At 68.2% G+C, this 23,151-nt stretch carries 22 protein-coding genes and 1 pseudogene; 11 read left to right on the forward strand and 12 right to left on the reverse strand.

Features of this window, described 5'->3' with window-relative positions:
• Position 1 precedes the first annotated feature (1 nt).
• Positions 2-2,011, reverse strand: a complete 2,010-nt coding sequence (gene tkt, locus VMV28_07445; GenBank protein ID HUZ80431.1) for a transketolase — start codon at positions 2,009-2,011, stop codon at positions 2-4.
• 426 nt (positions 2,012-2,437) lie between these two features.
• On the opposite strand from tkt, the pseudogene VMV28_07450 reads away from it, so the two are divergent.
• Positions 2,438-2,806 (forward strand): annotated as a pseudogene (locus VMV28_07450) (class I SAM-dependent methyltransferase).
• A 280-nt stretch (positions 2,807-3,086) separates the two neighbouring features.
• Here the strand turns inward: VMV28_07450 and VMV28_07455 are convergent.
• The 3 genes from VMV28_07455 to VMV28_07465 all read right to left on the reverse strand — a co-directional run bounded on the left by VMV28_07455 (position 3,087) and on the right by VMV28_07465 (position 5,826).
• Complete coding sequence (locus VMV28_07455; protein ID HUZ80432.1) at positions 3,087-3,503, reverse strand: hypothetical protein; 417 nt, start codon at positions 3,501-3,503, stop codon at positions 3,087-3,089.
• A 67-nt stretch (positions 3,504-3,570) separates the two neighbouring features.
• The gene (locus VMV28_07460; GenBank protein ID HUZ80433.1) at positions 3,571-5,643 is read right to left on the reverse strand and encodes a heavy metal translocating P-type ATPase; all 2,073 of its coding nucleotides are present in this window, start codon (positions 5,641-5,643) and stop codon (positions 3,571-3,573) included.
• Between the two features lie 42 nt (positions 5,644-5,685).
• Positions 5,686-5,826, reverse strand: a complete 141-nt coding sequence (locus VMV28_07465) for a YHS domain-containing protein (protein HUZ80434.1) — start codon at positions 5,824-5,826, stop codon at positions 5,686-5,688.
• 93 nt (positions 5,827-5,919) lie between these two features.
• Here VMV28_07465 and VMV28_07470 point away from each other — a divergent pair, with 93 nt between their 5' ends.
• Together VMV28_07470 and VMV28_07475 are read left to right on the forward strand one after the other, a co-directional pair.
• Positions 5,920-6,273 carry a rhodanese-like domain-containing protein gene (locus VMV28_07470; GenBank protein ID HUZ80435.1) on the forward strand — a complete coding sequence of 118 codons (354 nt, stop codon included), beginning with the start codon at positions 5,920-5,922 and terminating at the stop codon, positions 6,271-6,273.
• A gap of 151 nt (positions 6,274-6,424) precedes the next feature.
• Positions 6,425-6,649 carry a hypothetical protein gene (locus VMV28_07475; protein HUZ80436.1) on the forward strand — a complete coding sequence of 75 codons (225 nt, stop codon included), beginning with the start codon at positions 6,425-6,427 and terminating at the stop codon, positions 6,647-6,649.
• Positions 6,650-6,707: 58 nt separating this feature from the next.
• On the opposite strand, the gene VMV28_07480 is transcribed toward VMV28_07475, so the two are convergent.
• Complete coding sequence (locus VMV28_07480) at positions 6,708-7,034, reverse strand: winged helix-turn-helix domain-containing protein (protein ID HUZ80437.1); 327 nt, start codon at positions 7,032-7,034, stop codon at positions 6,708-6,710.
• A gap of 17 nt (positions 7,035-7,051) precedes the next feature.
• Positions 7,052-8,269, reverse strand: coding sequence for a hypothetical protein (locus VMV28_07485; protein HUZ80438.1), 1,218 nt, complete (start codon positions 8,267-8,269; stop codon positions 7,052-7,054).
• Between the two features lie 101 nt (positions 8,270-8,370).
• Here VMV28_07485 and VMV28_07490 point away from each other — a divergent pair, with 101 nt between their 5' ends.
• The 3 genes from VMV28_07490 to VMV28_07500 are packed head-to-tail and all read left to right on the forward strand — an operon-like array spanning position 8,371 to position 11,325.
• Positions 8,371-9,078: a uracil-DNA glycosylase gene (locus VMV28_07490; GenBank protein ID HUZ80439.1), complete on the forward strand. Its 708-nt coding sequence runs from the start codon at positions 8,371-8,373 to the stop codon at positions 9,076-9,078.
• A 25-nt stretch (positions 9,079-9,103) separates the two neighbouring features.
• Positions 9,104-11,038 (forward strand): tRNA guanosine(15) transglycosylase TgtA, encoded by a 1,935-nt coding sequence (tgtA, locus tag VMV28_07495; GenBank protein ID HUZ80440.1) that lies wholly within the window; start codon positions 9,104-9,106, stop codon positions 11,036-11,038.
• 41 nt (positions 11,039-11,079) lie between these two features.
• The gene (locus tag VMV28_07500; GenBank protein ID HUZ80441.1) at positions 11,080-11,325 is read left to right on the forward strand and encodes a hypothetical protein; all 246 of its coding nucleotides are present in this window, start codon (positions 11,080-11,082) and stop codon (positions 11,323-11,325) included.
• Positions 11,326-11,412: 87 nt separating this feature from the next.
• Here VMV28_07500 and VMV28_07505 read toward each other — a convergent pair whose 3' ends face one another.
• A complete protein-coding gene (locus tag VMV28_07505; GenBank protein HUZ80442.1) occupies positions 11,413-12,726 on the reverse strand; it encodes a hypothetical protein in 1,314 nt (437 codons plus the stop codon).
• A gap of 177 nt (positions 12,727-12,903) precedes the next feature.
• Here VMV28_07505 and kae1 point away from each other — a divergent pair, with 177 nt between their 5' ends.
• A complete protein-coding gene (kae1, locus tag VMV28_07510) occupies positions 12,904-13,911 on the forward strand; it encodes a KEOPS complex N(6)-L-threonylcarbamoyladenine synthase Kae1 (GenBank protein HUZ80443.1) in 1,008 nt (335 codons plus the stop codon).
• A gap of 22 nt (positions 13,912-13,933) precedes the next feature.
• Positions 13,934-15,175, forward strand: coding sequence for an NAD(P)/FAD-dependent oxidoreductase (locus VMV28_07515; protein ID HUZ80444.1), 1,242 nt, complete (start codon positions 13,934-13,936; stop codon positions 15,173-15,175).
• Here the strand turns inward: VMV28_07515 and VMV28_07520 are convergent.
• The 5 genes from VMV28_07520 to VMV28_07540 are packed head-to-tail and all read right to left on the reverse strand — an operon-like array spanning position 15,073 to position 19,032.
• Entirely contained in the window at positions 15,073-15,885 is an 813-nt protein-coding gene (locus VMV28_07520; GenBank protein ID HUZ80445.1) for a hypothetical protein, read from the reverse strand. The two genes, VMV28_07515 and VMV28_07520, sit on opposite strands and share 103 nt — an antisense overlap.
• Positions 15,886-15,899: 14 nt before the next feature.
• Entirely contained in the window at positions 15,900-17,114 is a 1,215-nt protein-coding gene (locus tag VMV28_07525) for an RNA-guided endonuclease TnpB family protein (GenBank protein ID HUZ80446.1), read from the reverse strand.
• Complete coding sequence (locus VMV28_07530) at positions 17,114-17,713, reverse strand: IS607 family transposase (GenBank protein ID HUZ80447.1); 600 nt, start codon at positions 17,711-17,713, stop codon at positions 17,114-17,116. The genes VMV28_07525 and VMV28_07530 overlap by 1 nt, the downstream gene beginning before the upstream one ends.
• A gap of 21 nt (positions 17,714-17,734) precedes the next feature.
• On the reverse strand, positions 17,735-18,652 hold the full coding sequence (locus tag VMV28_07535) for a M48 family metalloprotease (GenBank protein HUZ80448.1): 918 nt from the start codon (positions 18,650-18,652) through the stop codon (positions 17,735-17,737).
• Positions 18,653-18,675: 23 nt separating this feature from the next.
• Complete coding sequence (locus VMV28_07540; GenBank protein ID HUZ80449.1) at positions 18,676-19,032, reverse strand: BlaI/MecI/CopY family transcriptional regulator; 357 nt, start codon at positions 19,030-19,032, stop codon at positions 18,676-18,678.
• Positions 19,033-19,168: 136 nt separating this feature from the next.
• Here VMV28_07540 and VMV28_07545 point away from each other — a divergent pair, with 136 nt between their 5' ends.
• From VMV28_07545 to cysS, 3 genes are read left to right on the forward strand one after another with little or no spacing between them, the layout of a single operon-like run.
• Positions 19,169-20,569, forward strand: coding sequence for a pyridoxal-phosphate dependent enzyme (locus VMV28_07545; GenBank protein HUZ80450.1), 1,401 nt, complete (start codon positions 19,169-19,171; stop codon positions 20,567-20,569).
• On the forward strand, positions 20,559-21,704 hold the full coding sequence (locus VMV28_07550; GenBank protein ID HUZ80451.1) for a PLP-dependent aspartate aminotransferase family protein: 1,146 nt from the start codon (positions 20,559-20,561) through the stop codon (positions 21,702-21,704). Before VMV28_07545 ends, VMV28_07550 begins: the two co-directional genes overlap by 11 nt.
• A gap of 3 nt (positions 21,705-21,707) precedes the next feature.
• Positions 21,708-23,150 (forward strand): cysteine--tRNA ligase, encoded by a 1,443-nt coding sequence (cysS, locus tag VMV28_07555; protein HUZ80452.1) that lies wholly within the window; start codon positions 21,708-21,710, stop codon positions 23,148-23,150.
• The last annotated feature ends 1 nt before the right edge of the window (position 23,151 follow it).

Raw genomic sequence — 23,151 nt, forward strand, 5'->3', positions numbered from 1 at the left:
GTCAAGCCCCCTTCGAGGACGCGGCGAGCAGGCGCGTGGCGACCTCGACCACGTGCTCGACCGTGAGGCCTAGTTCCTTCTGCAGGATGGGGCCGGGCGCGGACGCGCCGAACCGATCCACCCCGATCGATGCTCCATGCTCCCCGACGTATCGAGTCCAGCCGAGGGTCACTCCGGCTTCGATCGAGATCTTGGGAACTCCGGGAGGAAGGACCGACTCGCGGTAGGAGCGGGGCTGTTCGTCGTAGAGGCGCCACGACGGCAGGGAGACCACACGAACCGGCACCCCAGTGCCGGCGATCCGCTGTTGAACGGCCAGCGCGAGTGACACCTCCGACCCGGTCGCGATGAGCACGAGCCTCGGAGGAGCGGACGCCGCCTCCGAGAGAATGTACCCGCCGCGGGGCACGCCCTCCGCGATGGGATACTTACCGGCATCGAGGATCGGGAGTTTCTGGCGGCTGAACACAAGGGCCGTAGGACCCGGCCGCTCGATAGCGACTCGCCACGCAGCGATCGTCTCGTTGGCATCGGCCGGACGGATGACGTTGAGGCCGGGGATCGCGCGCAGGCTCAGCAGCTGCTCGACCGGCTGGTGAGTGGGGCCGTCCTCCCCCATTCCGATGCTGTCGTGCGTGAACACGAGGATCACGTGCGTCTGTTGGAGCGCCGCGAGCCGGATGGCGCCCCGCGCGTAGTCGGAGAAGATGAGGAACGTCCCGCCGTACGGGAGGAGCCCTCCGTGCAGCGCCATGCCGTTGAGCGCGCCGACCATCGCGTGCTCTCGAACCCCGAAGTGGAAGTTGCGTCCCTTCGCCTCCACGGAGGAGTAGTCCGGAGACCCCGGCAGGAGCGTCTTCGTCGAGGGGGAGAGATCGGCCGCTCCGCCGACGAGCGCCGGGAGAGTCGGCGCGAGGGCGTCCAGCGCCCTCTGGGAGGCGTCCCGCGTCGCCATGGGCCCGTCGGCGGGAGCGAAGGTCGAGAGGGTCGAGCTCCATCGGGGAGGAAGTGTCCCGGTGATCTGTCCATCGAACGCGGCGGCCTTCACGGGGTACGCGATCCGGAACCTCTCCCGGAGGGTCTCCCACTCCTTCTGCCATGTCGCTCCACGGGCAACGGCCTCGCCGAAGTGCATGCGGGCCACAACCGGAACCAGGAAAGTAGGTTCGAGCGGCCAGTCCAGCTTCTCCTTCGTCGCCCGGAGGTTGACCGGCCCCAGTGCCTCTCCGTGCGCCTCGCGAGTGTCCTGAACCGGACTGCCGTAGCCGATGTGGGTGCGCACGCAGATGAGGGAGGGGTGCGCCGTTTCTGCCTGCGCGGCACGGATCGCGGCCTCGATCGCGGGGAGATCGTTCCCGTTGGGGACCCTCTGGACGTGCCAGCCGTACGCGACGAACCGTGCGGCGACGTCCTCCGTGAACGCCCACTCCGTCGGCCCCTCGAGAGAGATGTGATTGTCGTCGTAGAGATAGATCAGTTTGCCGAGACCGAGCGTTCCGGCGAGCGAAGCGGCCTCGGAGGCGATCCCCTCCATCAGGTCTCCGTCGGAGACGATCGCGTAGGTGTAGTGGTCCACGAGCGGGAAGCCTTCCTCGTTGAAGGTGGCGGAGAGATGCCGCTCCGCGATTGCCATCCCCACGCCCATCGCGAATCCCTGTCCCAAGGGGCCGGTCGTGGCCTCCACGCCCGGAGTGAGTCCGTACTCGGGGTGCCCGGGGGTCCGGCTCCCCCACTGCCGGAACCGCTGGAGCTCCTCGATGGGCAGGTCGTACCCCGTCACGTGGAGGAGCGAGTACAGCAGAGCGGAACCGTGTCCTGCCGACAGCACGAAGCGGTCCCGGTTGCACCAGTGCGGGTCTCGAGGGTTGTGACGGAGGAACCGATCCCAGAGCACGTAGGCCATCGGCGCCGCGCCGAGCGGCAGGCCGGGATGGCCGGACTTCGCTTTCTCGATCGAGTCGACGGAGAGGAATCGGAGGGTGTTGATGCACGTCGAATCCATATCGGCCATGTGGTTCGCCTCGGATCGACGGGAGCGCTGGGGAGTCGTCTCGATGCGGTCGGGGAGCGTGCGCCCCGCTCCTCGGTCGATGGACGACTCGCCTTCGCAACCGTGTCCAGCGGGCCGCAAAGCTTGCTGGTCTAAAAGCGAACGGTGCGTCGGGACGCTCCAGCCGCCGGGTTTCGTCCCCGGAGGGATCGCGGAACCAACCGAAACGAGCGGCGGCGCTACCGTGTCGGTCCCTTCGCTCTCCGCATCGCTCCGGGACGTTCTAGGCAACTGTCATGAATCCTCTCGGCCTTCCCGGGGGGATGTCCGCCGAGATTGCTTGTGCGTGCTGCTCGTGCTCGGATTGCTGCCGGTGCTGTGCCTGTTGCTCCGTGGAGCAGGCCTGCTGCCCAACCTGCCCTTGAAGGTCAGGATGCGACGGGCCCCATGGTTTCTCGACGCCGGCATTGGGACTCCATCTACCGGACCAAAGGCGAGGACGAGCTCAGCTGGCACCAGGATGAACCGACCGCTTCCCTTCGTCTGCTACGAGGGGTAGCGAACCGTCGCAGTCGAATCGTCGACATCGGAGGCGGAACCTCGCCCTTGGCAGGCCGACTGTCCGAGCATGGTTTCCACCAGGTCACGGTCGTCGACATCGCCGACGCGGCGGTCCAACTGGGTCCCAAGCGTTCGGAGACCGGCGAACCGAACGTTCGTTGGATCCGTGCCGACGTCACCCGCGTGGACCGGCTGGCTCGGTTTGACGTCTGGCACGACCGGGCGTTCTTCCACTTCCTCACCGACGCCAAGGATCGGAGAGCCTACGTGCGGCTGGCCCGCCGGAGCGTACCCGTGGGGGGCCACGTCATCCTCGCCGCCTTTGCTCTGGATGGGCCGGAGACCTGCAGCGGCCTCGACGTCGTTCGGTACGATGGGAGGAAGCTCGAGTCGGAGTTCGCGAGAGGCTTCCGACTCCTTCGGGAGCGTCGGGAGATCCATCGGACCCCGTGGGGGGCCCGCCAGCCTTTCACGTACGTCGTGTTCCGACGGGTTCGAGTGGGCGAAGCAGGCGCCCGGGCCCGGAGTCGATCGCCTAGAGCACGCCCCAGGTCGCATTCACCCAGACCGTCACCATACCGGAGCCCGCGCCCGCGAACCCCGCGCCACACTGGTACGTCCCGCCCCACGACCAGAACGAGTAGGAGTCGGTCCCGTCCATCATCGAGTGGTCGAACATCATCCCGCCCGATCCTTCCATCCAATAGTGCATCGCTCGCACCCCCGCCCCTGGGGAAAAGTGAACCGTCACCCACCCCACCTCGGGGATAGATACGGCGGTCGTTGCGCCCGCCTGCGACGAGACCGTGATCGGTTTCGATGCCGAGTTGTACGGCACGATCGTCAGCGCGAGAAACGCGCCGGCGATGATCACCACCGTCACGACCACGACGATGACTCGCCGCTGCCGGCTGGAAGCCGGCCTCCTCCCGGGTTCGGAGGATCGCACCATGCGATCCTTGACGGCGGAAGGAGATTAGAAGCGCCCGTCAAGCGCGCTTGACGCGGTATCCCACGGGTCAATGGGCCAAAGAGACGAATCGAAGGGAAAGTGAGTTCAGTACGACCGAGGTGGACGAGAGACCCATGGCGAGAGCCCCCGTGATGGGCAGTACGTTGTAGATGCCGAGGCCGAAGACGGGGACCAGGGCACCGGCCGCGATCGGGAGCAGAACTGCATTGTACCCGAGCGCCCACGTCAGGTTTCCCTTGACCTTCCCCACGGTCCGGCGTCCGGTGCGCAGCGCGAGGGCCACTCCTCGGAAGTCCGACCGCACGAGGATCACCCCACCGGCTTCCTTGGCGACGTCGGTGCCGGCGCCGATCGCGATGCCGAGGTCTGCGGCCGCGAGCGCCGGTGCGTCATTGATGCCGTCGCCGACGTAGGCGACGTGCTTCCCTTGGGCTTGGTACTCCTTGATGATCGCCAACTTCTCCTGGGGGCTCACGTTGGCGTGCACCACGGCGATCCCCACCTGCTCCGCCACACGTCGCGCGGCGGCCTCGTGATCGCCGGTCACCATGATCGCGGCGATACCGTCCTGAGTCAGGGCCGAGATCGCCGCTCGGACGCCGGGAGCGACCTCGTCGGAGAAGCCGAGGATTCCCAAGGGGCGCCCCTCTTCGAGGACTACTGACCACGTCTTCCCTTCCGACTCGAGCCTGCGGGAATCCGCGACCAAGGGGCCGAGTTCCAAACGGTCCGTCCGGGCGGCGGCACCCCGAAGGATCGAGACCGTCCTTCCATCTGTTTCGCCGCGGATCCCTCGTCCGGGTTCGGCGGTGAGCGAGCGAACCGGGGAGATGGTCGAGCCGCGCCGGGCCGCGGCGTCGCGCACCGCCTGGGCCAGCGGGTGCTCGGAGCCCTGCTCCAGGCCCGCCGCGACGCTGAGGAGGTGGGCCGGATCGACTCCCGGCATGGCCAGCATGTCGGTCAGAGAAGGTTCTCCGCGGGTCAGGGTCCCCGTCTTGTCCGTAAGGACCACGTCCGCCTGGCTCGCGCGCTCGAGGGAGTCGCGTCCCTTGAAGAGGATCCCTTCCTCGGCGGCCCTCCCGGTTCCCACGATGATCGCGGCGGGGGTCGCGATGCCGAAGGCGCAAGGGCAGGCCGTGATGACCACCGACACCAGAACGAGCAGGGATATCGTCAGGCCCACGCCGGCCAGGGCCCAGGCGAAGGACGCCAGGACCGCCAGGACCAGCACGACGGGGACGAACGTGGCGGCGATCCGGTCGGCCAGCTTCTGCAGGGGCACTCGGCTCGTCTCGGCCTCGGCCACGAGCTGGCCGATCTGGGCCAGCAGCGTGTCCTCTCCGACCTTCGTCGCCTCTACCGTGAGGAGTCCTTCCCCGTTGATGGACCCGGCGATGATCGAATCGCCGGGGCTCTTCTCTACCGGCAGGCTCTCCCCGGTGAGGATCGCTTCGTTGATGGCCGAATGGCCCTCTAGGATCACGCCGTCGGTCGGGACACGCGCCCCCGGGCGGACGCGGAAGCGGTCTCGGGCCTGGACCTCCGAGACCGGGACCTCCACCTCGCTTCCGTCCCGCAGAACCCTCGCCGTGCTCGGGAGCAGCTCCTGGAGCTTGCGCAGGGAGCCGCGGGCCTTCTCGCGGGTGAGATGTTCGAGGTAGTGTCCCGTCAGGATGAGGGTAACGATCAGGGCCGACGCGTCAAAGTAGTAGTTGTGAGGTAGCCCCGCCGGCGCGACCACCACCGCGGTGCTGTACGCGAAGGCGACGGTGGTTCCGACCGCGATGAGTATGTCCATGTTCCAGACGCGGTTATGGATCGCATCGTAGGTCCCGCGGTAGAAATCGAGGCCGGGGTAGAACTGGACGACCCCCGCGAGCGCGAGCGCGACCCAAGGCCATCCCGGCGGGGAGTACACGTACGATAGGACGAGAATCACCGCGGAGAGGGGCCAGGCGATCGCGAGTCGGAGCTGGAGCTGGGCGAGTTGATGCTCCGGGGCGGAGAACTCCTTTAGGCACGTCGTGGAGCAGAAGTAGTAGGTTCGACTCTCGCGCAGTAGGGTGAGCTCGGCGCTCTTCTCGTCGACGAACATCCCGCAGATCGGGTCGGTCGCCATCGAGCGCGCGCCCTCCGAGCCGTTCGACTACGCGCCCCGAGTCTACGCGCTGGGGTGGGTGCGCTCGTACGTCTTGCGGCAGCCCTCGCTGCAGAAGTAGATCGTCTCGCCGCCGTACGTCCCCTTCGCCGGGGCGCGGGCCGGGTCGACCATCATTCCGCAGACCGGGTCACGGAACTGCATGTCGGATGTGAGCCCGAGCGAGCATATAGGGCCCGCCTAACGCGTTTCCGCCCGCGCGACCGATAGGGGCGGTGGGGGGGTGTAGAAAGGAATATGCCCGCCCCGCTCGATGGCTGCACGATGGTTGCACGGACGACGCCGGAAGAGGTGGCCCGCCGGCTCTCGGAAGAACCAGAGAGTTTGCTGCTCTTGGATGTCCGTGAGGACGAGGAGCGGGTCACCGCGGCGATCCAGCCTTCGATCCACATCCCGATGTACGAGGTCCCCGAACGGCTCGCCGAGATCCCACGGGACCGAGAAGTGGTCGTCTACTGCCACCACGGTTCGCGCTCCGAAATGGTCGCCGGTTTCCTCGAGGGCGAGGGGTACGCGCGCGTCACGAATCTCTCCGGGGGCATCGACGCCTGGTCCGCCCAGGTCGATCGCAAGGTCCCGCGGTACACCTGACGCAGCCTCGGCCGAAGGGCTCACCGTTCGTGAGCGCCCTCCGTGCGCTAGGCATGTCCTCCTAGGGAGGGTTCCCGCCTCCATGTCCGCCCTCTCGTCCCCGGGAATGAGGAGCGTGGTGATGCCGCCGCCGTCCTCCGAGCGCCCACCGATGAACGCAGCCTGCGAACTCCGCGCAAGCGACCGGGAACTCCTTGCGCGTCCGTACGACCCTCCTCGCAGATTTCCCGGCGCGCATCGCCTCCGCGAGCTGCTCCAGCGTCTCTCCGGCCGCAACGCTCGAGACGCGCGCTCCCATGCGGCAGAAGCTCCGTTCGATCCGAAGGGCGGGTGCCCGGCCGTGAGGCCCGTCGTCGGCTTCGTGACGCTCCGTTAGGGCTCGATCGGCCCCTTGGGGTCCCCGCAGGTCGCGTCCAACCGCACGGGGGGCGCGGTCAGCGTCCGCTCGCTGCCCCGGAGGAGCCCGAGAACGCCTCGGTGTACGCCCGCATCCTCCAGTACGTGTTCAGGAACTCCTGCCCTCGAACGGTGACTTGGTAGACGGTGTGCCCATCGGATTCGTCCGACGAGAGCAGGCCGAGCGCGATGAGCCGATCAATCGATCGACACAGGCGGTCGACGGGCATGCCGGCGCCGTAGGAGACACGGGTGACCCGGGCCCGACCGTGGTGACGTTTGACGACCTCTAGGATCGTAGCGTAGAGGTCGGTCTGCTCGCGGCGACGCGCGGTCCCTGAACCCTCACGCGGCCGGTCCCACACGGTTCGAGGCCCCCCCTTCAAAGAGGGAACGTGGGGAGATGGTCCACCTTCTGCAAGGACCCACGAACCGACCCAGGGGTCTGCTCCCCGAACGATCGCGTGTACCGGACCTCATCGGCGGTGGCACCCCGTTCGAGGACGACCTCCCCGGCGAAGATCCGGGTCGCGTGGGCATCCCGACCGAGCTCCACGCTACCGGCGTAGATCTCCTCCGCTTCGGAGTCCGCTTCGAGGATCACCCGGTCCCCCACGAGCGCTCCGCGGGCCTGGGTCTTGCGGCCCACTCGGATCCGGCGACCCTTGAGGCCCTCGGTCGTGCCGACGGAGCCCCCGACCTCGACCTCGCCGGAGATGATAGCGCGCAACGCACGCACCGCTCCCCCGACCTCGAGGCGCGCGGCGGTGAGGCGTTCTCCGACCTCGAGCATCCCGCCGATCTCGACGGAGTCCTGGACCTCGAGCGATCGGAGGACATCGAGCTTGCCTCCGACCTCCACCGATTGGCCGGTACCGTTTCCGTGGATCGATCCGATCCCACCGATCTCGAGTCGTGCGAAGTGAAGATCCCCGTCGGTTCGGAACACGCCTCCGATGTCGATGTTCCCGCCCTTGGAGGGAGCGCCGAGGCGCGCCTTCCCGCCCACGTCCAGGGAGCCGAAGGTGAGGGGGCCGGTCGCATCGATCGTGCCGCCCACGGTGATCGAGCGGCGGATCTCTCCTCCCTGGAGCGAGATCCGCCCTCCGATGGCGAGTTCGTCGAGTTCGACCGTTGCGAGCTCGGCCATTCCGCCGACGTCGAGCTTCTCCGCCTTGAGGGCTCCCCGGACAACGACCCGCCCTCCCACGGAGACCCGGCGCGCCGTGAGGGTGTCGCTGCAGTCGAGCAATCCGCCGATCTCGAACCGCTCGCCCGTGGCCGGGCCGCGTACGACGAGCTGCTTGTCGATGTCGACGTCACGCGCCCGGAACGTTCCGTCGACCCGGATCGAGGACCGTTCACCCTCGAGGTCCTCCGCTACCTCGAGGTTGCCGTGGATGAGAAGGTCCGCGTGGTCGGCTCGGAGCGAGGCGCACTCGACGTTCCCTGCGATCTCGGCGTCGCCGGCGAAGCTCGCGCGTCCCAAGACCTTCAGAAGGCCGTCAACGTCGATGCGCACGTTCTTCTCGACCTCCAGATCGCCCTCGATGGTCCCGAGACGGACGCGGGAACCCTTGGGCACGTGTTGGTCGGCCATGAGGGCTGGAGGCGGGGGGTAAGTAAAGGACTGCGTCACTCCCGGTGAGTCTCCCGCGGGTTCTCCGGCGAACGGATATGCCCGGAATCGGTCCGGCCTGCATGACGGATTCCTTGGCCGCGCTCCGGACCGAGGTCGTCGCCTGCCGCCGCTGCCCGCGGCTCGTGCGCTACCGCGAGGAGGTGGCCGCCGTCCGCAAGCGTGAGTACCGAGAAGAGGAGTACTGGGGGAAACCCGTCCCGGGCTTCGGCGACCCGGACGCTCGGCTGGTCGCGGTCGGGCTCGCCCCCGCCGCGCACGGCTCGAATCGGACGGGCCGCATGTTCACGGGCGACCGCTCGGCCGCCTTCCTCGTCCGGGCATTCCATGCGGCAGGGTTCGCGAACCAACCGACCTCGAACCGACGCGCCGATGGCCTGCGCTACACCGATCTCTATCTCACGGCCGCCGTTCGGTGCGTCCCCCCGGGCAACCGCCCGTCTCCCGAGGAGAGCTCTCGCTGCCGGCCGTACCTCGATCGCGAGCTCCGCCTCCTTTCCAATGCCCGAGCTATCCTCGCCCTCGGCTCGATCGCGTGGGACGCGATCCGGGCGGCGGTCCCCGAGGTGTATGGCGTCGGCCCGATCCGAACGCCGTTCTCGCACGGGGCGGTCGCGACGATCGGACCCGGCCGACCGTTGTTGTGGGCGTCGTACCATCCGAGCCCGCAGAACACCAACACCGGGAAGCTGACCTTCCCCATGCTCGTCGGGCTCCTGACGCGGATCCGCGAGAGCTGGACGCCGGCTCCTGCACGCCGCCAAAGTTAATCGGCCGCCCGCGTCGCACGCACCGATGGTGGAGTTCGAGCTGCTCGACCGGGACGGGCTCGCGCGCATCGGCCGGTTCGACACTCCCCACGGGCGTGTCGAAACCCCCGCGCTCCTTCCCGTCGTCCACCCGGACCCGACCCGTCAACCGGTATCGACCTCGGAGATCCGCCGGCGTTTCGGGTTGGGGGCGGTGATCACCTCTTCGTACATCACCTGGCGAACCCCGGCGCTGCGAGAGGCCGCAGAGCGCGGCGGGATCCACGGCCTCCTCGACTTCGACGGGCCCGTGATGACCGACTCCGGCGCCTTCCAGCAGCACGCCTACGGGCACGTCGAGGTGGGCCCGGAGGAGATCCTCGAATTCCAGAACGGCATCGGCAGCGACATCGCGACGGTGCTCGATGTCTTCGTCGAACCGGGCGTCGACCACGCGGAGGCGGAGGCGGGGGTCGAGACGACGATCGAGCGAGCGCGCGCCGCCCGACGCGCACGGGCGGGACTGCTCGCGGTGCCGGTCCAAGGCGGAGCCTTCGACGACCTGCGGGCTCGCTCCGCGCGCGAAGCGAGCGCGCTCGGGGACGTGCTGGCGATCGGCGGCGTCGTCCCGCTCTTCGAGCAGTACCGCTTCGCGGAGCTCGCGCGTGCAATCGCGTCGGCGCGTCCGCACCTCTCCCCCGGCCGGGTCGTCCATCTCTTCGGGACCGGCCATCCCATGACGTTCGCGTTCGCCGCGCTGTTCGGGGTGGACCTGTTCGACTCGTCGGCGTATCACAAGTTCGCCCGGCGAGGCCGGTTGCTCTTCCCCGAAGGCAGTATCGCGATCGACGAGCTGCGGGAGCGGACCTGCCGCTGCGCGCTCTGCGAGGAGATCCCGCTGCCCGAGGTCGCGAAACTGGAGCCCGCCGAGCGAGAGCGGCGGATCGCGGAGCACAACCTGCTCACTTCCGCCGCCGAGATGGGCGTGGTCCGCCAGGCGATCCGGGACGGAACGTTGTGGGAGCTCGTCGAACGACGAGCGACCGCGCACCCCGCGCTCCGGGCCGGGCTCTCCGCTGCGCTGGGACGGGGAGAAGTGTTCTTTCCCACCGAGCCGGCGAGCCGTCGGGCCTTCCGCGAGACCGGTCCGTCCAGCTACGATCGCCCCGCGGTGCGGTTGTTCCGGGAGCGCCTTGCGCGATACACCCGCGGGCTCTCGCCGGCCCGAACCCTCCCTCGGATCGCACTCTCCCCCGACTACCTCTCCCGAGTACCTCTCTCGACCCGGACGGGAGAGCCCGTTCGATGGGAGTCCGAGACCCCGTTCGGGAGGGTGCCGGTCGAACTGCTCGAGCTGTACCCGATCGGACCCTGTCTCTCCTCCGCCGAGTTCGAGTCTACGGGTCGCCGAACCCCGAGTGACCTGACCGCAGAGTTGCGCGCCACCGGATCCGAGGAGTTCGATCTCGAGCGGGACTGGACCGAGGAGTGGACGGACCTCGAGGTCCGGTCCCGATTGCTCTGGCAGTACGATCCATCCTCCACGGAGGCGCTCGCCCGGCACCCGCTCCGGGGCCAGCGCTCGCGGCGCACCGGTCGCCTCCGGGGGATCTTGGCCGGGGATATCCCGGTCTTCCAGATCGGCAACGACGGGCTTCCCCGCCCGTCCTTCCGTGGTGCCGAGATGCTCCGGACCGTACTCCCTCCTCCTCGGGCGCGGGTGATCGTCCATGCGGACGCGACCGGCTTCGTGCGCGAGGGCCGAAGCCTGTTCTCGCGTTTCGCCCTCGGCGCCGATCCCGATCTACGGATCGGCGAGACCGGGATCTTGGTGGATGCCCAGGACGTGCTGCTCGCCGTGGGCCGGCTCCTGCTCGCTCCCCACGAGATGAGCAGCCTGCGCCGGGGCGTCGCAGTACGGGTCACGGCGCACGCGAAGCGTCCGCACGAACCCGAAGAGGCCGACCCCGACGAGGCTTAAGGGTCGGAATCCCATTGGAGTTCGGCACCCAGAGGCACGAGATGACCCGGACCTTCCTACTGCTGGCGTTGGACAGCGAAGGCGCGCCGTACTCCGAGGTCGCCGACATCCTTCAGGACATGGGATTCCAGCGTGGGGCCAGCGGCTACGACTTCGTTTACGACTGGGGCCGCGACGTCACGATCCAAGAATCGCTCGAGTTCGCCGATCGGATCCAGGCCTCGCTGCGAGGAAAGCGGGTTGGCTTCCGCGTCGAGTCGACCGAGGACTCGATCCTGGAGTCGTAGTTCCCGCGGCCCCGCGTCCTCTGGGCGCCGAGGCGGGGCGGAAGCATCTCTCCCGATGGGGGCGGCAGGAATCTGCCGGTCTCGGCTCTAGGTGCGCCGGAGCAGCACCACCGCCGCGACACCGACCACGAGGGCTGCGGCCAGGCCCGCGAGCACCCACGGCGCGCTCGCGACAGTTCCGGACGGACCCGACACGCTGCTTGCGCACGCCCCCTCGGTGAGGCAGGCCGCGCTCGCTTGCGCCGCGCTCGGGGACAGAGGAGTCCCCTGGACCACGCTCGGGCTCGAATTCGTGGGAGCGCCGTACGAATTGACGCTGGTGGTGTAGCTCCACTCGGCCGAGTCGAGACCCAGGTGCGAGCCCAGCACTCCCGTGCTGTCGATCCCGGAGGCATCTGCGTGGGTCGTGAGGGCCATCGAGGAGCCCCAGTCGCCGGTATCGGCCCAGATGTCCACAACGCGCGGAACGAGGGCGAACCCATCCTGGAGATCGAAGCCGAGACCGAGGTCGCTCGACCCGTGCCGTTCCATCGGGGAGCCGAGACGGACGGCGATACGGGTCCAGCTCTCCCCCTGCACGGGACGGAGAGTGTCCGATTCGAGGCGGCCGTCCGATCCGTAGAGGGTGACGTTCCCACTACCGGTCAGATTCCCCGATCGGCTCGCGTTGAGCGACCCGTCCGGGCCGACCGACATGAAGCTCGTCTGCCAGTTTCCCGAGGCGGTGAACTGGCTCGTGGCCGTCCACGTCTCCGCTTCGGTCAGGTTCAACGGGAGAAGTCCGAGCGCGGGTGCGAAGTCGACGGACAGGTTCGCGCTCGCGGCGACGAAGAGCTCTCGCACGAGGTGCGTCGTTCCGTTCGCGGTGAACGATCGCGTCTCGGAGAGGTTCGCCACGGCCTGCGTCGATGCGCGGGTGAGTGCGAGCGCGGGAACCGACGATCCGTTCCGCAACGTGACCGAGCCCGAGATCGTGAAGTCGGCGACGCTCGTCCATTCTTCCCATGCATGGGCGTCGAAGCTCGAGGAGAAGTTCGCCGACGCGCAGTCCGGCTGGCAGTAGGTCAGTCGCACCGATGCGCCGACCGTGTGGTTCTCCGTGAGGTAGTAGGTGGTGTTCGATGTGTTCGTTTGGGTCAGCGTCGTCGAGAACCCGTACGATGCGTTCCCGATGAACTGGCCGTGCTCACCTTGCCAATCAACCGAGACGTTCTCGGTCCCTCCGTAGGCCCAGATCGTCACGCCGTTCGCGACCGTGGTCGCCCCCGGGGCGGGCGCCGCGGAACCGATCGGCACGCTCGCAATCGCGAGCAGGATCACTCCGAGGGCGACGGCGCACGCGCCCCCGCGGGTGAAGTTGCGGCCCCGGGTTCTCCTCCAGTCGCCGTTGGATGCGCTCATGGCAGAGGAAATGGAGCCGCTCCTTGGAACATAAGTCATAGTTCAACAAAATCGGGTTTCGTTGGATTCCGTGCTAGGGTCTGACCCGTCGACTCCCGGGGACGCGCGCAGCGCGGAGCGGCTCCCTCGGTGTGCCGGTTCGACGGGCTTATTCGCCCGGTCCCCTCGGACACTCCGATGGCGATCCTCGGCATCGAATCGACCGCGCACACCGCTTCGGTGGGGATCGTCTCCGAGTCGGCCGAGGTCCTCGCGATCGCCTCCGACATGTATCGCCCGCCCAGCGGAGGGATCCACCCGAGGGAGGCGGCCAATCACCACGTCGATCTCCTGCCGGGGCTGGTCGAGCGCGCGCTCGGGGCCGCGCATCTCGGACCCAAGGACCTCGAGGCGGTCGCCTTCGCGCAGGGCCCGGGATTGGGCCCCTGTCTGCGCGCCGGAGCGACCGTAGCCCGCACGCTCTCCCTCGCCTGGGATCTCCCTCTCGTTCCCGTCAACCACTGCGTCGCCCACGTCGAGATCGCTCGGGTCCTGAGCGGACTGGACGATCCACTCCTGTTGTACGCGAGCGGTGGGAACACGCAGGTGATCGCTTACGGTCGCGGCCGCTACCGCGTCCTCGGGGAGACGATCGACATCGGGATCGGGAACTTCCTCGACAAGCTCTGGATCGCCCTCGGAGGCACCTTCCCGGGCGGGCCCGCGATCGAAGCGGAGGCCCGGCTCGGCACCGAGCTCCTCCCGCTCCCGTACTCGGTGCACGGGATGGATGTCGCTTTCTCCGGGATGCTCACGGCGACGCTGGCCCTCCACGCGAAGGGAGCGAAACGCACCGATCTCGCCTATTCGGTCGAGGTAACGGCGTACTCGATGCTCACCGAGATCACCGAGCGGGCGCTCGCCCACCGCAAGCACGGCGCCGTCGTTCTGGGAGGAGGCGTCGCCTGCAACGAGCGCCTCCGAGGGATGGTGCGCACGATGGTCGAGGAGCGCGGAGGCACGATGTTCGCCCCACCGCGATCGCTGTGCGTGGACAACGGAGCGATGATCGCATGGACCGGACACCTCGCCTTCCAGAGCGGACTCTCGGTCACTCCGGATGCCTCGGCGGTGCAGCCGCGGCAACGGACCGATCTCGTGGCGACGCCGTGGCGCGAGGCGCGCGCGGCGTCCGCGGGATTATAGCGCGCACGGGGTTCGAGGCACCGTGGAGGAGGTCGACGTCCTCGTCGTGGGAGCCGGCCCCGCCGGCTCGAACGCAGCCTACCATCTCGCTCGACGCGGCTACGACGTGCTCGTCATCGAAGAGCACGATCGCATTGGATACCCCGTCCAGTGCGCGGGCCTCGTCTCCCAACGCGTGCTGGATCTCGCCGGATCGAATCGGTTCGTCCGGCGGCCGGTCCACGGGGCGAGCGTCTTCGGCCCGTCGCTCGGCTCGATCGAGTTCACGGCGGCGGAGCCGCGCGCGTATGTCATCGACCGGGCCGGACTCGATATCTACCTCGCCGACCGCGCCGCTCGCGCCGGTGCGCGCTATTCGAGCTCGACCCGGTTCGACCGCGCTCGAGGATCGACGAACGGCCGGGCGCACGTTGAGCTCACCAGCTTCGGCGGAGAGCGCCGGGAGATTGCGGCCCGGCTCGTCCTGGGGGCGGACGGCGTGACCAGCGCCGTCGCTCGGGCGTACGGCCTGCGCCGTCCGGTGGAGATCCTACCCGCATTCGAAGCAGAGTTCGCGACGAGCCCCGGCGACCCCGACCGGGTCGAAGTGTACTTGGGACACGACTTCGCGCCGGGTCTCTTCGGCTGGTGGATCCCCGACGGTACGGGCGGGGCCAGGGTCGGGATCGCAGCCGACGCCGACGGCACCAGCGCGCGTGTCCACTTCGAGCGGCTCCTCGGCCACCTCGAGCGCCGATTCGGCGAGCGCTTGAGCAACCCCACCGCCTACCTCGTGAGCGGGATCCCGATCGGCCATGTGCCGCGGACCCATGCGGACGGGGTCCTCCTGGTCGGCGACGCCGCCGGCCAAGTCAAGCCGCTCTCCGGAGGCGGGATCTTCACGGGAATGCGGTGCGCGGAGATCGCGGCCGACGTCGCCGATGGCGCGCTACGCCGGAACGAGCTCTCCGCGCGTGTTCTCTCGGAGTACGACCGCCGCTGGTGGGGGGAGCTCGGCGAGGAGTTCGACCGAGCGCTCCACCTCCGCCGCTTGTTCGTTCGCCTCTCGGACACCGATTACGATCGTCTCATCGACGTCCTGAAGGAGTCCAATCTGCTCGGCACGATCGTCGCGTTCGGCGACATCGATTTCCCGACGCACGTGGCACGTCGGCTACTGGCTCAGTCTCCATCGCTCTTGCGCCTCTTGCCCAAGGCGCTCGGGGCCTGGCTCGCCCCCGGGGACCGCTTCGCGCCGGCGCTTGACCCGGTTCGCCGGAAGTAGAAGAACGCCCCGAGGCCCACGAGCGCGATCGCTCCGGCGATCATCCCATAGACGACCCACGCCCACGTGACCGTCTGCACGATGATCGAGGATTCGGGGGTGACGCCCGAAACCCCGAGCGCGGCGAGGTTGAGGGTCGCGCTACCGTTGACGAGTTCGGTCGCGTTCTGCCACACCGCCGAGTTGAACCATCCGCGCGACTCGAGCAGGTATCGGGTGCCGTTCGCCGTGAATCCGAGGGCGGTCCGGAGGAGGAAGGACGCGGCGCCGATCGATGCCGAGGTGGTGACGGGGACCGTAACGACCGCGACCTGCCTCGGGGCGAGCGCGAGCACGGGGAAGGTGATGTTCGACCCGCTCACGCCGTTCGTCCCGGTGAGGAGTGGGGTCATCGAGTTCCCGACCGGCGTGGCGGGACCTGCGTTCGATCCCATCGCATAGATGTCCAGTGTCAGTGCGATGCCGGACATCGGCCACGGGAGGAGGTCCTGTACGGTCAGGCTCAGGGTCCCGGAGGACCCGGCGTTCAGGGTCGGGCCGGAGAGGTTCCCGAGGATGTGGTTGCCCACGAACACCGGGAGAGGCGGGTAGAACGTGGCGTTGGCGGTGCCGGCCGGGGCAAGAGCGGCCACCCCGATCGCGAGCACGACGAGGACGGTCCACGCGCTCCGTGAAACGGCTCGGCCCGGCCGGCTACCCACCGTCGGCATCCGTTCTCCCATACCTAGACATTGGCGGCAGGCGCCAACGATGCTGGGTTCCTGATTCCTTGAGGCGGCGCAAGAACCTCGCGGCTCCTGGAGGCCATCTCTCCACAGGCGTTTTCCGTCTCCGCCGAACTGGCGGCGACCCTCGCGAGATTGCGAGCGGCATTCAGGTCCCGGTCGAGTACAAATCCGCACTTCGCGCATCGATAGACGCGCTCGGAGAGCGGCATCTCCTCCTTCACGTTCCCGCACCGGGAGCACTGCTTCGTGCTCGGGTAGAACGGGTCCACCTTGACGAGGCGCGACCCGTACCACCGGCACTTGTACTCCAACTGCCGGACGAACTCCCCGAAGGAGGCGTCCGATAGGGAACGGGCGAGCGAGTGGTTGCGGAGCATGTTCGCGGGACGCAGACTCTCGACCACGATGACGGGCTTGGCTCTCGCCAACATCGTCGTGGCCTTGTGGATCGCGTCCGTGCGCAGGTCCGCGACCTTCGCATGGCACCGGGACAGTCGGTCTCTGGCCTTCTCTCGGTTGTGGCTTCCTTTCCTCTTCCTCGATACCTCCCGTTGGAGATGCTGGAGTTTCCGTTGTCGCGCCATGAAGGCGCGGGGATTCTCGATGACCCGCCCGTCGCTCACGGTGGCGAGAACGTCGATGCCGAGGTCCACGCCCACGACCCCGCCCGTCGGAGATGCCACAAGGGGACGTTCCTCCTCAACCGCGACACTGACATACCACCGCCCCGACCTCTCCGATGCCGTAACCGAGCGGAGGCGGACCTCGGCCGGGGGATAGCCACGCTCCTTGAGCCTCACCCGACCAATCCGTGGGAGTGTGATGTGGCCGTCCTCCACCTTGACGGCCCCGGTAAGACGGAACGAACTCCGCCCCGAGCGGCGGGAGTGGAACCTCGGATACTTCGCCCGCCCCTCGAAGAAGTTCTTGAAAGCGCGATCCAAGTCCCGCAGGGCCTCCTGCGGGGCGCACTTCGAGGATTCGTACATCCACCCGAGGTCGCTCTGCTTGCGGGAGTTGATCTCACGGTGCAGGTCGATGGCCGTCGGATTCTTGATGCGTGGGACCGGGAGTTGGTTCAACCACCACGTCTCTTCCTTCCGCTGGAGGCCGAAGTTGTAGGCGAACCGGGCGCACCCGGCGTGCTGGCGGAGGGCCGTCCGCTGGACGTTGGTCGGGTCCAGTTCCGTGTGATAGGCGCGTTGAACCATCACGGGCCCTTCAGCACCTTGCGGGCCTCGGAGAGGAGCCGCTTCGTCTTGTGGCTGCGAAGCCCGTAGAGTCGCGCCGAGAACGAGGTGATGATGGTGATGAGGTCGTTCGCCAATTCCGACTCGGGTCTGTCCTTGGGCTTCGGGTCGAGAACCTCAAGGGTCGTACCGTAGGCGGCGAAGACTTGGCGGAGCAGGTCCACACCGAACCTGGCGAGTCGGTCCTCGTAGGCCACGACCAAGCGGGAGACGCGCCGTTCCTGTACGGCCTTGAGGACCGCGAGAAACCCGGGTCGGTCGAACTTGAGACCCGAACAGATATCGGTGTGAAGTTCTGCCCCCGGAAACGCTCGTTGAAGGCGCTCCTTCTGTCGTTCGAGGGCGTCCTTTTGGCCGTGCGAGGAGACGCGGGCGTAGAGGATGGGCGACCGAAGTTCTTGTTCGCCCATGAGGCGTTGGACCTCGGACAACGGGATACGCCGCATCCCACCGAGGGTCCGCACGACCCGTATCCTCCCTTGCCGGTCCCATCGTTGGAGTGTCGTGACAGTGAGCCCGAGCCGGGAGGCGGCATCACCGATACGCAGGAGGACATCCATATTACAGCGATAGACTATCACCTATGTATATCTATTACCGTTAGCAGCTAAAGCCCCCGCTGGGGCGTCGGACTCGGCGCGGGCCACGAGGCGGCGGATCCGGCGCCACGCTTCGGCGCGGCCCCGTTCGCCGCCGAGACCGAGGAACCCCACCGCACGGATCCCGAGCTCGCCGCCCCCGTTCGTACTGGCCTTGAACAGCGCACGCGCGAGCGCGCGCGGATTGTGGGTCATTTCCACCGCCTCGTCGTCCGCGCGGTACTCCTCGCGCCGTGTGAGCGCACTCGCGACCCGACCGAGCACCGGATCCCATCGCATCAATCGTGCGAACGTGCGGAAGAATGTCAGGTAGCGGCCGTCCAGGTCTCGGACATGGCCGAGCTCGTGGGCGATCACGCTTTCGAGTTCCTCAGGCGTCAGGGTCGCGCGAAGGCCGCTCGAGAGCAGGATCACCTCACGACGGCGGACGAGGCGCGGGCCCCCGAACTCGACGAGGGTGAAGCTGAAGGCGTCGACCCGGGCATCCGGGAAGCCAAGGAGAGCGATGGATTTTCCCGGAGATGGCAGACGCTCCGGCCAGGGGATCACGGTGGGCTGGAGGATGCTGAGCCAGCCGCGACCGACCAGCTGGTTGATCAGGAACGCGAGCGCGAAAACGACGAACGCGCCGACCGCCCCGAGCGCCCAGACCGAGGCGAACTGAGGCTGGAAGAGCATGAAGGGCGATCGCACAAGCCCTGCGGCCCCGCCCCAGCCTCCTTCGACGACGACCCAAGCGAGCGCGGTCGTGACGAGCACCGCCCACAACGCGAGGAAGGTCGCCGCAAGCCGGAGGACGATGGGCGAGCCGGATCGGCGGACCGCGACGAGCAACCCAACGCCAGTCGCCACCCAGACGACCACGAGAAGAAACGGGATCCCCAGTACGGGCGCATCCATGCCGATGCAGATCCCCGAACGACCTACAGACCCAGCTTCCGACGGAGCTCTTGCTCCTCCGCCGGGTTGAGCTTCTCGATCTCTTCGTTCAGATGGACGACCCCCGCCGGGCCGAACATGTCGACGACCCCTTTAAGCAGATTGACGAGGTATTTCCGCTCGAAGTCGGCGGGTCGGTAAACGTAGCGCTCGCCCCCTCGGCAGGTTTCCCGGCGGCGCTTGACAACCCCTTTCGCGTGGAGGCGGGACAAGGTCGTCGCCACCGTGGTGTAGGCCACGCGGACCCCCCGGTGCTCGAGGTCCTGACGGACGGTGCGCGCCGGAGCCTCCTTGAGATCACGCAGCGAGCGAATCACGTCCGCTTCGAGGGAACCGGGCATCTTCCTCCGAGGGTGGCTTTGGTCTGGGGCCCTTTAAGACATCCGACCGTGAGGAACGAACGAGTTCGTACTTGACCGGACCGCGGGAGGGACGGGCGAGGCAAGCGTTTATGGCCGCCCCCCAATCGGGCGGGGGATGACCCCGCCCGCGGACCCCCCCACGTCGATCCTCGACCTGATCGGGAATACTCCAGCGATCCCGCTGCGTCGGGTGACCGAGGGAGTCCCCTACCGGGTGCTGGTCAAGCTCGAGTTCCTCAATCCGGGCGGCTCGGTCAAGGACCGGATCGGCACCTCGATGATCGACGAGGCCGAGCGCACGGGTCTGCTCCGGCCGGGCGGAACGATCGTCGAGGCCACGAGCGGGAACACGGGGGTCGGACTCGCCCTCGTGGCCGCGGTCCGGGGGTACCGCTGTGTGTTCGTGATCCCGGACAAGATGAGCTCCGAGAAGATACGGCTGTTGCGCGCGTACGGCGCGCGCGTGGTCGTGACCCCGAGCCAGCTGCCGCCGGAGCACCCGATGAGCCACTACTCGGTCGCGCGTCGGCTCGCGCGGGAGATCCCCGGGGCGTACTACCCCAACCAGTACGAGAACGAGGGCAACGCGCTCGCCCACTACCGCACGACCGGGCCCGAGATCGATCGCAACGGCGGCGAGGACCTCGTGGCCGTGGTGGCCACGGTCGGGACCGGGGGAACGCTGAGTGGGATCGGACGCTACTTCAAGGAACACCGCCCGTCGGTCCGCATCGTCGCGGTCGACCCGGCGGGGTCGATCCTCGGGACCTACTTCCGGACGAAGCAGGTCACGAAGGTCGCTCCCTACCTCGTCGAGGGCATCGGGGAAGACATGATCCCGAAGTCGATCCACTTCCAGTTCATCGACGAGTTCGTCGAGGTCAACGACGCCGAGTCGTTCGCCATGGCGCGCCGCCTCGCCCGGGAAGAGGGGCTCTTCGTCGGGGGCTCGTCCGGATCCGCGGTCGTCGGAGCCCTACGCTGGCTTTCCACGCGCCCGGTGCCCGCGGGCTCCACGATCGTCATCGTTCTGCCGGATTCCGGCGACCGGTACCTTTCGAAGTTCTACTCGGACGAGTGGATGCGCGAGAAGGGGTTCCTCGACCCCGGCGCCACCGCGCGCAGCCTGCTTTCACGCAAGGGAGGCCTCCCCGCGCTCGTGACCGCCGAGCCCACCACGCGCGTCCGAGATGCGCTGGCCCTGCTGCGCCGGCACGGGTTCTCGCAGATGCCGATCCTCGCCTCGGGCGCGAACCTAGGGAGCGTTCAGGAGGAGGAGATCCTGCGTCGGATGCTCGAGGACGAGACCGTCGTCGAACGCACCGTCGCCTCCGTGCTCCTGCCCCCCTTCCCCGAGGTCGGCGCCGACACGCCCGTGGCGACCGTGCTCCACCGATTGAAGGAGGAGCGCGCGCTGTTGGTCCGGGAACCCGCAACCGGGACCCCCATCGGACTATTGACCCGGTACGATCTGCTCGGGTTCCTATCGGAGGAAGGAGGGAGCCATGCGATTTGATACCCGCCTGATCCACGCCCACCAGCCTCCCGACGCGGCCACCGGGGCCGTCAACACCCCCATCTACCTGTCGAGCACCTTCGCCCAGGAGGCGCCGAACCGCAACCGAGGATACGTCTACGGGCGGACGGCGAATCCCACCCGCGATGTCCTCGAGCGCACGCTCGCGGACCTGGAGGGCGGCGCCCGGGGCCTCGCCTTCTCCTCGGGCCTCGGCGCGCTCGTCAGCCTGCTCGAGAACTACGGAACGGGGCGGCGGATCGTGTCGGTCAACGATCTCTATGGCGGGTCCTGGCGCCTGTTCGAGCACCACCGCCGCCAGTTCGGCCTCAAGATCGACTACCTCGACATGACCGACCTCGACGCGCTTCGGGAGGCCCTGGCCGCGGGCCCGACCGATCTCGTGTACCTCGAAACGCCAACCAATCCGCTACTCCGGATCATCGACCTCAGCGCGGTCGCCCGCCTCGCCCACCGCGCCGGAGCGCTCCTGGCCGTGGACAATACGTTCGCGTCCCCGGCCCTCCAACGCCCGATCGAGCGGGGCGCGGACATCGTGCTGCACTCGACCACGAAGTACCTCGGAGGCCATTCGGACGTTCTCGGAGGCGCGCTCGTCCTCCGGGACGCAGCCCTGGGGGACCGGTTCGCGTGGATCCAGAACGCCGCGGGAGCCGTTCCGAGCCCGTTCGATAGCTATCTCGTGCTCCGCGGACTCCACACGCTCGGAGTGCGGATGCGCGCCCACGGGGCGAACGCGCAGGCCGCCGCCGAGCTGCTGGAACGGAGCCGGAAGGTCCGTATCGTTCACTATCCCGGCCTATCGAGCCATCCGCAGCACGCGCTCGCCCGCCGGCAGATGGACGGCTACGGCGGAATGATCAGCATCGACCTCCGCGGCGGTTCCGCGGCGGCGCGCCGTTTCATGCGGGCGCTTCGGATCTTCACCCTCGCGGAGAGCCTGGGAGGCGTGGAGTCGCTCGTCGAGCACCCGGCCTCGATGACCCATGCGAGCGTACCGCGCCGGGAGCGCGAGGCCCACGGGGTCGGCGGCGGCCTCGTGCGCCTCTCCTGCGGCATCGAGGATCCCGACGACCTCCTGGACGACCTGCGAGCCGGCCTCAGGGCGGCCTAGACGATGCGTCGCGTCACGATCTACGATACGCTCTCCCGGGAGAGCCGGCTCTTCGTGCCGCGCTTCCCCCCGCGCGTCGGCATGTTCGTTTGCGGACTGACCCCGTACGACGAAGCCCACATCGGTCACGCCCGCGTGGCGGTCGTGTTCGACGTCGTCGCTCGGGCACTCGCACGGTGGGGATATCGGATGTTCTACGTCCAGAACGTTACGAACATCGACGACAAGCTTCTGGGCCGTGCGGGAGAGCTCGGCGTCGACCCGTTCGCGCTCGCCGACCGGCACTTCGGGGAGTGGCGCGAGGCGATGGAGCGGCTCGGCGTCCGGTCGGTCCAGTACTACCCGCACGCAACCGACTACCTCCCCGAGATCCTGGAACAGGTCGGCCAACTGGTGGACCGCGGATTCGCGTACCGAACGGACGACGGCTCGGTCTACTACGAGGTCGCGAAGTTCCCCGGCTACGGCAAGCTCTCCGGTCAGAAGGTCGAAGCGCTCCGACCCGGAGCGCGCCTGGAGATCGATCGCAACAAGCACGCGCCCGAGGACTTCGTGCTCTGGAAGGCTGCGACGCCGGGCGAGCCGAGCTGGGAGAGCCCGTGGGGCCCGGGACGACCCGGCTGGCACATCGAGGACACCGCGATCACGGCGCGACTGCTCGGTCCGCGCTACGATCTCCATGGAGGGGGCCTCGATCTGAAGTTCCCCCACCACGAGGCCGAGATCGCCCAGGCGGAGGCAGCGACCGGGCTCGCGCCCCTCGTGAACTTCTGGATGCACGCCGGCCTCGTATCGATGGGCGGGGAGAAGATGTCCAAATCGCTCGGCAACGTCTACTCGCTCACCCAGGCGCTCGACGAGTTCGGCCCCATGGTGCTGCGCTTCTACTACCTCAACGCGCACTACCGCAGCCCGCTCGAATTCACGCGGGGGGAGAGCCTGGAGGCCGCCCGCGAAGCGTACGCTCGCCTGTCGCTTCCCTACCGGCGCCTCCGGTCCCAATGGGACCAGGAGGCGCCCGAACGCGTCGGCGAGGAGCTGCCGGAGGAGCTCGCGAGCGCCTCGGCCGATCTCGTCGACCGCCTCGACGAAACCCTGGCGGACGACTTCCAAACGCGCGAGGTGATCGCGCAATTGTTCGTCTGGGGCCACCGGGTGGCCGAGTGGTTGCCCAAGCTCGACCGCATGTCGAGCGGAGCGCTCGCGACGCTGGCCGCCCCGTACCGCTGGGTCGAGGAAACGCTCGGGCTCTTTGAGGAGGTCGAGGAGAGCGGGTCGAGCGATCTCGCGGCCGCGGTCGGGGTCGCGATCGAGGCTCGGACCCGGGCCCGGACCCGCGGAGATTTCGCCGAGGCCGACCGGATCCGCGACGCTCTGCGCGCGGCGGGAATCGAACTCGAGGACGATGCTACTGGAACTCGGTGGGAACGCACCGGGTCGAAGTGAC

The sequence above is a fragment of the Thermoplasmata archaeon genome, from assembly GCA_035532555.1.
Lineage (GTDB): Archaea > Thermoplasmatota > Thermoplasmata > Lutacidiplasmatales > UBA184 > Lutacidiplasma.

What these genes read in the sequence shown, in the direction of transcription:
- tkt (HUZ80431.1), bottom strand. Translation starts at nt 2,011, where the DNA reads ATGGCCGATATGGATTCGACGTGCATCAACACCCTCCGATTCCTCTCC.
- VMV28_07455 (HUZ80432.1), bottom strand. Translation starts at nt 3,503, where the DNA reads ATGGTGCGATCCTCCGAACCCGGGAGGAGGCCGGCTTCCAGCCGGCAG.
- VMV28_07460 (HUZ80433.1), bottom strand. Translation starts at nt 5,643, where the DNA reads ATGGCGACCGACCCGATCTGCGGGATGTTCGTCGACGAGAAGAGCGCC.
- VMV28_07465 (HUZ80434.1), bottom strand. Translation starts at nt 5,826, where the DNA reads ATGCAGTTCCGTGACCCGGTCTGCGGAATGATGGTCGACCCGGCCCGC.
- VMV28_07470 (HUZ80435.1), top strand. Translation starts at nt 5,920, where the DNA reads ATGCCCGCCCCGCTCGATGGCTGCACGATGGTTGCACGGACGACGCCG.
- VMV28_07475 (HUZ80436.1), top strand. Translation starts at nt 6,425, where the DNA reads ATGAACGCAGCCTGCGAACTCCGCGCAAGCGACCGGGAACTCCTTGCG.
- VMV28_07485 (HUZ80438.1), bottom strand. Translation starts at nt 8,269, where the DNA reads ATGGCCGACCAACACGTGCCCAAGGGTTCCCGCGTCCGTCTCGGGACC.
- VMV28_07490 (HUZ80439.1), top strand. Translation starts at nt 8,371, where the DNA reads ATGACGGATTCCTTGGCCGCGCTCCGGACCGAGGTCGTCGCCTGCCGC.
- tgtA (HUZ80440.1), top strand. Translation starts at nt 9,104, where the DNA reads ATGGTGGAGTTCGAGCTGCTCGACCGGGACGGGCTCGCGCGCATCGGC.
- VMV28_07500 (HUZ80441.1), top strand. Translation starts at nt 11,080, where the DNA reads ATGACCCGGACCTTCCTACTGCTGGCGTTGGACAGCGAAGGCGCGCCG.
- VMV28_07505 (HUZ80442.1), bottom strand. Translation starts at nt 12,726, where the DNA reads ATGAGCGCATCCAACGGCGACTGGAGGAGAACCCGGGGCCGCAACTTC.
- kae1 (HUZ80443.1), top strand. Translation starts at nt 12,904, where the DNA reads ATGGCGATCCTCGGCATCGAATCGACCGCGCACACCGCTTCGGTGGGG.
- VMV28_07520 (HUZ80445.1), bottom strand. Translation starts at nt 15,885, where the DNA reads ATGCCGACGGTGGGTAGCCGGCCGGGCCGAGCCGTTTCACGGAGCGCG.
- VMV28_07525 (HUZ80446.1), bottom strand. Translation starts at nt 17,114, where the DNA reads ATGGTTCAACGCGCCTATCACACGGAACTGGACCCGACCAACGTCCAG.
- VMV28_07530 (HUZ80447.1), bottom strand. Translation starts at nt 17,713, where the DNA reads ATGGATGTCCTCCTGCGTATCGGTGATGCCGCCTCCCGGCTCGGGCTC.
- VMV28_07535 (HUZ80448.1), bottom strand. Translation starts at nt 18,652, where the DNA reads ATGGATGCGCCCGTACTGGGGATCCCGTTTCTTCTCGTGGTCGTCTGG.
- VMV28_07540 (HUZ80449.1), bottom strand. Translation starts at nt 19,032, where the DNA reads ATGCCCGGTTCCCTCGAAGCGGACGTGATTCGCTCGCTGCGTGATCTC.
- VMV28_07545 (HUZ80450.1), top strand. Translation starts at nt 19,169, where the DNA reads ATGACCCCGCCCGCGGACCCCCCCACGTCGATCCTCGACCTGATCGGG.
- VMV28_07550 (HUZ80451.1), top strand. Translation starts at nt 20,559, where the DNA reads ATGCGATTTGATACCCGCCTGATCCACGCCCACCAGCCTCCCGACGCG.
- cysS (HUZ80452.1), top strand. Translation starts at nt 21,708, where the DNA reads ATGCGTCGCGTCACGATCTACGATACGCTCTCCCGGGAGAGCCGGCTC.